4 protein-coding genes are annotated in these 6,859 nt (G+C 58.1%); 3 read left to right on the top strand and 1 reads right to left on the bottom strand.

The features are described from left to right. Positions 1–314 precede the first annotated feature (314 nt). Together ASU23_RS02325 and drmB are read left to right on the top strand one after the other, a co-directional pair. The gene (locus ASU23_RS02325; RefSeq protein WP_253741131.1) at positions 315–2,105 is read left to right on the top strand and encodes a helicase-related protein; all 1,791 of its coding nucleotides are present in this window, start codon (positions 315–317) and stop codon (positions 2,103–2,105) included. Then, complete coding sequence (drmB, locus tag ASU23_RS02320; protein WP_082661287.1) at positions 2,102–3,991, top strand: DUF1998 domain-containing protein; 1,890 nt, start codon at positions 2,102–2,104, stop codon at positions 3,989–3,991. Before ASU23_RS02325 ends, drmB begins: the two co-directional genes overlap by 4 nt. Before the next feature lie 217 nt (positions 3,992–4,208). On the opposite strand, the gene ASU23_RS02315 is transcribed toward drmB, so the two are convergent. After that, a complete protein-coding gene (locus tag ASU23_RS02315) occupies positions 4,209–4,814 on the bottom strand; it encodes a hypothetical protein (protein WP_058037076.1) in 606 nt (201 codons plus the stop codon). A gap of 339 nt (positions 4,815–5,153) precedes the next feature. Between ASU23_RS02315 and ASU23_RS02310 the strand changes: the two genes are divergently transcribed. Next, positions 5,154–6,452: a plasmid pRiA4b ORF-3 family protein gene (locus tag ASU23_RS02310; protein ID WP_314732977.1), complete on the top strand. Its 1,299-nt coding sequence runs from the start codon at positions 5,154–5,156 to the stop codon at positions 6,450–6,452. Positions 6,453–6,859: the final 407 nt, after the last annotated feature.

Raw genomic sequence — 6,859 nt, 5'->3', positions numbered from 1 at the left:
CCGCATTCAACACGCGGAGGACGACCGCCCGCCGCTTACCGCCGGCACCGCGTAACTAACGTCCGTTCCTCATACAACTAGCCAGTCTGCCCGATGTTTTTGAACCGTCGAGCACCGATCGCGAGTTGGTCGACCTCATCTTCTTCCCCACCGGCGGCGGCAAAACCGAGGCCTACCTCGGTGCAGCGGCGATCAGCATGTTTGCCCGGCGACTTCGCGATCCCTCCGACGCCGGTACCGACGTCCTCATGCGTTACACGCTTCGACTGCTGACCGCGCAACAGTTCTTGCGGGCAGCTTCGCTGCTCTGCGTGATGGATGACATCCGTTCGCGGGAAACAGATCTCGGTGACGATCGCTTCAGTATCGGAATCTGGCTGGGTGGTACAACTACCCCTAATACCTGGACGGCGGCTAATCGGGCCCTCAGTAAGCTCAAGGACAGTCGTGAGAACAACCCGTTCTTGCTGCTTCGGTGTCCATGGTGCGGTACGCAGATGGGCCCGATCCCCAAAGGAGCGAAAGGGGGTCAGGAAGCAGTCGGATATATGGCAGTAACCAAGTCGAAGATCCGCTTCGTCTGTCCTGACATCAAGTGCCGGTTCGGTCTCCGTCACGAGCGTGAGGGTTTGCCGATTCACGTTGTCGATGACGGAATTTACGACAGCCGTCCGACACTGATCATCGGAACCGTCGACAAGTTTGCAATGCTCGCATGGCAGACGAACGCCCGCAGCCTGTTCGGGCTGGGCCCGGACGGTACCCGTGAGGTCTCTCCACCCGGCCTCATCATCCAAGACGAACTGCATCTCATATCCGGCCCACTCGGATCTATGGTCGGTCTCTACGAACCCATCATCGAAGACCTCTGCACTGACCATCGCGGGCCAGTCCCAATTCGACCCAAAATCATCGCCTCAACCGCGACGATTCGCAGCTACGGGAAACAAGTACTTCATCTCTACGGTCGGTCGAAGGTGAAGCTATTCCCACCACATGGCCTTGAGGAGGGGCAGTCCTTCTTCTCTGCACCCGCGAAACTCCTCGACGGCACATTGGCCCCGGGGCGCCGTTATCTCGGAGTCATGAGTTCGTCGTTGGGTTCGATTCAAACCGTTCAGGTCCGCGTCGCTGCCGCGACGCTCCAGGGTGCGATGCAGATCCCGGAAGCGGACCGTGATGGCTATTGGACGAACCTCAACTTCCTCAACAGCCTCCGAGAACTCGGAAACACTGTCTCGCTCTTGCAGTCCGACATACCGGACTACCTGACCGGCATCCGAAAACGTGACGGAATCTCTCCGGAGAATTTCCGTTGGCCACGAATCACCATGGAACTCACCAGTCGTCGCCGGAGCGACGAAATTCCCAAAGCCATTGAACAGCTACAACAGAAGTACGGCGAGGACGGCTGCGTCGATGTTTGTCTGGCATCGAGCATCATCGAAGTCGGCGTCGACATCAACAGGCTTGGTCTGATGACGATAATCGGGCAACCGAAAACTACCGCTCAATACATCCAGGTCAGCGGTCGAGTGGGACGCCGCTGGGACACGCGGCCGGGATTGGTCATCACAATCTATGGCGCGGCAAAGCCCCGGGACCGCAGTCACTACGAGCGATTTCGTAGCTACCACCAGCGGCTCTACGCACAAGTAGAGCCGACGAGCGTAACGCCGTTCGCGTTGCCCGTACTCTTCCGCGGCTTGCACGGTGCCACAGTCGCTCATATCCGTCAGACCGCCGAATCGAAACTTGGCCCTGACCCCTTTCCGAGTGAAAGTTTTGCCATTGCAACCGGACTCGTGCGTGCTCGGGCCGCCCAAGTCGATCCTGCCGAGTTGGACACTCTTGACTCGGTGATCGCCCGGCGCGCCAAGGAATGGAGCCGCGGAGAGCGCACGAAATGGAATGCCAACGTAGACGGTGGGGATCCGCTACAGGGCCTGATGCGCTATGCGGGATCGGCGCAAGAGCCAGGCGCGAAAGTGCCGACGATTTGGGACACCCCAACAAGCATGCGCAATGTTGATGCCGAGTGTCAGCTACGGATTACCGATGCTTACGCCATCGACGCAGTCAGTCAGCCCAAGGAGGCTCAGTGAGCACGGGAAACATGCGTAGATCACAGCTGGTCAGCCCGTTCGGAGTGGGAGCACTGAGCATTCTTGTGAATGGGAGCTCAGTCATCACTGCTGGCCTCGATCACTGGTTCGAATCAGGTGACCTCGACAATCTGTACCCAGACGAGTTTCTGGTACCGGAATGGCGACTTCAGGAGCGACTCAAAGTCGGTGCCTTGCGATTGCCTCCGGACTACCGGCGCCTCCGCCGCGACACTGGCCAACGCAACCTCAATCTTTCAGTACCGGTTTTAAGATTTCCGTGCTGGTGCTTTTGCATCTACTGCAAGCGGCTACACCGAACGAAGCCGAGCATGTCCCAGCTCGTCACCTGCTCCGACGAGTCGCACGGGGAAAAACGGAAACCTGTCATGTCCCAGGTGCCGTTCATCGTCATCTGCGAGCAGGGGCATCTAGACGACTTCCCGTTCAGCGAATGGGTACACCGATCACTCTCACCAGGATGTCAGGGAACTCTGCGATTGGTATCGCAGGGAGGTGGGACCCTAGGCGGACAGCTTGTGAAGTGCGACGGATGCAAGGCACAACGCTCGCTCGAGGGAATCACCCAAACTTCTACAAGTCGTAGCGGCGAAGAAAGCACAGTGCTCTCCGATCAACTCGCCAGCGGCGAGCAATTCAATTGCAGCGGTAGCCGCCCATGGGTGGCCGACACAGGAAGCGGGTGCGGATTTCCGCTGCGCGGAGCGCTTCGGGCAGCCGGAAATGTCTACTTCCCGAAGGTCGAATCCTCCATCTTCCTGCCACGTCACGAGGGAGGCGCCAGCTCCGAAGTCCTGGAATTTTTCAGGCGCCCGGATATCGAGCCCAGGATTCACCTGATACACGAACTGATCGGGCAGGTGACGGTCGAGATACTGAGGGCAAAAATCTCGCTTGAGTTGCTCAAGCACTTCACCGACGACGAACTCGCGGCTGGCCTTGACGAACTCTTCGGCAGTGAGGATGCGAAGAGTGACACGTCAGTCGAAGTCGACACCCTGACTTCGACGGTAACCTGGCGCTACCCCGAGTATCAGTTGCTCCGCGAAACACCATCCCATCCCGATTTGACCGCGACAGATCCAGGGATTCCAGCCGACCTGGCCGGGATGGTGGATCGGGTTCGCCGCGTGGAAGTCCTTCGTGAAACTCGCGCTCTACGCGGCTTCACCCGTGTGAGAGACGGCCTGCTAAAACTTAGTGAAGGCAAGGAGATGTTGCGCCGAAAACCAATTTCAAGCCAACACGAGTGGCTTCCGGCATACGTAGTCAAAGGTGAAGGTCTTTACATCGAGCTCAACGCCCAAGCGCTATCGGCGTGGGAAGGTCGCGAAAAAGTACAAGAACGCGCAGCACTCATAGGCGCAAACTTTTCCGCATCCCGGCACGGCCAAGCCGGCGAGGTGCGAAACCTGAACCCACGCCTCATTCTCCTGCATACGATGGCGCACCTTCTCATCAACGAACTCATCTACACCTGCGGATACAGTTCCGCAGCGCTACGCGAGCGACTTTACGTTTCCGCAGAGCCGGGCCGCGAAATGTCCGGTGTGCTGATCTATACCGCAGCCGGCGATTCGGAAGGCACAATGGGAGGACTCGTTCGCATGGCTCGCCCTGAGAATCTGGGACCAATATTCAAGGCGTCAATCGACAAAGCTCGCTGGTGCTCCACCGATCCCGTTTGCATGGAACTCGGTAAACACGGGCAAGGACCTGAATCATGCAACCTCGCAGCCTGTCACGGATGCGCTCTGTTGCCCGAAACCAGCTGCGAGGAGTTCAATCGCTTCTTGGACCGTGGCCTTGTTGTAGGAACATTCGACGACCCGACGGTGGGATTCTTCTCTCCGAGAATGGCTTAGAGTGCCGACAGACTTCTCATTAGGTGGCATAGGCGCAAATGTGCCCTATTGCCGCTGAGTTCGGCGCGGGCACGTTTTGATTTGCGACCGCCGTAGGACAGCTGCAGGTTCGTGGGCGATGATCCGCCCGTCGTCCGGTAGCCCTGAATTTGCAGATGTATACGCGCGCAACAGAAACCTCTGGCCGCATGTACTTCGATGCGGAATCGCAGTTGCGCTACTTGCCGGGCGTCGAGGTGACTGCCCTGATGGCGAGCTCGCCGTCGACGGCGTCTGCTTCATCGCCGCACGCACAGTCACAGTCTCCGCCGCAACCGCCGGGATTGCAGTCTCCGGCGTAGCTGTCGTCATCGGCGTCGCAGTCGAGGTCTCCGCCGAAGGATTCAGCAAAATCGTCGTCGAGTTCGTGAGTGAAGTCGTGAACCTCGTCGATCAGGTTCAGCAGATGCTGCGGAGCGAAGGGATCGGCGTCGAGCATCGTGGAGACCAGTAGGTGGTCGCCGCTGAAGGCGAAGCGGAGGCGCGGCCATTCCTGCGCGAGTTCGATGAGTCGAGTCGCAGCATGCGAGGGATTGCCGAGGCCGGTCAGAACCGAAGACCAAACGTTGATCTGGGGTCCGTCGTCGGCGACGGTCACGTAGACGACAAATCCGTGAACCGGCACGACAATGTCGCCGTCGTCATCGGTGGCAGGCTCACTGCCCAGCAGTTCGGCGAGGGTCTGGACGCACAGGTGAACCAACTCGTCGCGCTCGTCCGTCACCAAGGCAATTGCGCCGTTGATGTGGAGGGGCTGGTCGGCGGTCGTGTCTTGGTCGCTCATGGATCCTCATGTTCTGTGCCAGTCCGAGCAGGCGCTGGGCACTGTTTTCGTGCGGTAGCTGTCAGGTCTACGGTAATCGGCGCACACTATTGTCCGCGCAGTGGATGATCAAAGATGCCTGGGTAGGTCCGTGTTGATCTGGACTTGACAGCCGACCAGCGACAAGATGCGAGCCCCGACAAATCGGGCAACCTTGTGGCAGTGAGTATCTCGGCTGTCGGTAGGTAGATCTAGCCTCCATACATGACGGGTCAGCGAGTTCGGCGAGCTTCACATCTGCGTTTGGTACCTGCATATCAAGCGGCGCAAAGCCAGATGAAGGTCCTTAAGCCGAGGCAGATGCGGAATCAGCGTCGACGGCCGGAGGTGGCGAACTTTGTCATGCGGATCGAACTCGATTGCATCACGCCGCCTATTTGGAGACGGTTTTCGGTCCCGTCGAATATCGAACTGGACCAACTTCATTCGATTGTGCAGGCGGTGATGGGGTGGGGAGATCAACACGCTCATCAGTGGGTGAGTGTCCATCATTCAACGGACAATGGCCCAGATCGGTATATCGCGCCAGAGGTGATCGAGCGCGACGGATACCAGGAAGACGAGTTTGGTGAGGACGAAGTCCGGATCGACGAGGCAGTTACCGCGGTCGGGGAGTACGTCCGTTATGAGTACAACGCCCGCGCAAGGTGGAGTCACACGTTGGTTCTCGAGCAGATTGTCGAAGACCAGCCGATTTCTGAGCCATCCTGTCTCGACGGCGAGAGAGCGTGCCCGCCGGAGGATTCTGGCGGTCCGATCGGGTATCGCGAGTTCCTGAACGTGCAGGCGAGTACCGGACTGTTCGATCCCGAACGTTTTGTTCCCGCAGAGTCCAATGCAGCAGTCACCATTGCAGTGGCATTGCATAAATCACCGCCCGTGGAAAGCTCGCTGTTCGAGAATTTCTTGCGCCGCCTGTCGGTTCATTCCGCGCCGAAACTGTTTGCCGCAGTTGCCAAATCGGAGCTTCGTGGCGGATATGACAACTATTTCGAGGTGATGCGTGAGGGAGCAACCTGCCAACTGCTGTGGCTGCTGAACTCCGCGCGAGGTGGTGGGATTGTTTTGACGGCGTCCGGGGCACTTCCTTCGGACCATGTTGCGGCCGCCCGAGACGAACTCGATTGGGGCAGCGACTGGATCGGTGTCACGGCAGGGAGTGACTCGCAATTAGCAGTACTCGTTGAAGTCGCAAAGACACTGAGATTTGTCCGGAAGCTCCGAGGCACATTGCTTCTGACTCGACTCGGCGCGTCAGTGCTTGCATATGAAGGCGAGCTGTGGCGTCACATCGTGTCGGCCATGCCGTTGGGAAAGGGTGAGATGGCGCAGGAAGCCGGCCGAATTCTGTTCCTTACGTTGGCTGCCGGCTTGTCGGAGTCCGAACGTAGTGAAGTGATGATCGAAGGCCTCACGGCATTGGGTTGGTCGACAACAGACGGAACACGACTCGGGGACGACGATTGGACGTGGATGGTGCGAGACACTCTCGTGTACCTGCGAATGATCGGGGCGATTGTCTCCAATCCGCTGGACCAGCATGTTTCCGCCGATCCCGAGTGGGGCCGACGGTTTGCCAGGATGGTCCTGTCGAAGTAGCTGAGCGATCGAATCGAGCATCGATTTCAATCGATGCGGAGTCGTTATATGCGCTGGAAGCGCACGATTTTACTGCGGCGGAAACATGAATATTTTCGGGTGGGAAAATATCGGAGTTTTTGTTCGAAATTGCCATTATGCTATGGTCGATTCTCAGTTGTTGAATTGCGTGGTCGAGCCAAAAGCTTGCGCAGAAGATTTATTTTGTGGAGGTTGGGTTTCCGAAAAGACGAAGTGCGTGTTGCTAGTCAATTGAATATGTGACCGGTGTTGGTATGGCGGTCGCTCCTAGGTGTTGCGGGTACGGACGTTGCTGACGCGGGACTGAAGTAGACGGGCTGGTCCTCGGCGCGAGAATGGGAATTGCGAAATAGCCGTTCTCGACCAAGAAGGACCAACCCTGTGAC

The organism is Rhodococcus sp. KB6 (genome assembly GCF_001445685.1).
GTDB classification, from domain to species: Bacteria; Actinomycetota; Actinomycetes; order Mycobacteriales; family Mycobacteriaceae; genus Rhodococcus_F; species Rhodococcus_F qingshengii.
This window is presented reverse-complemented; position numbering and strand designations above follow the sequence as displayed.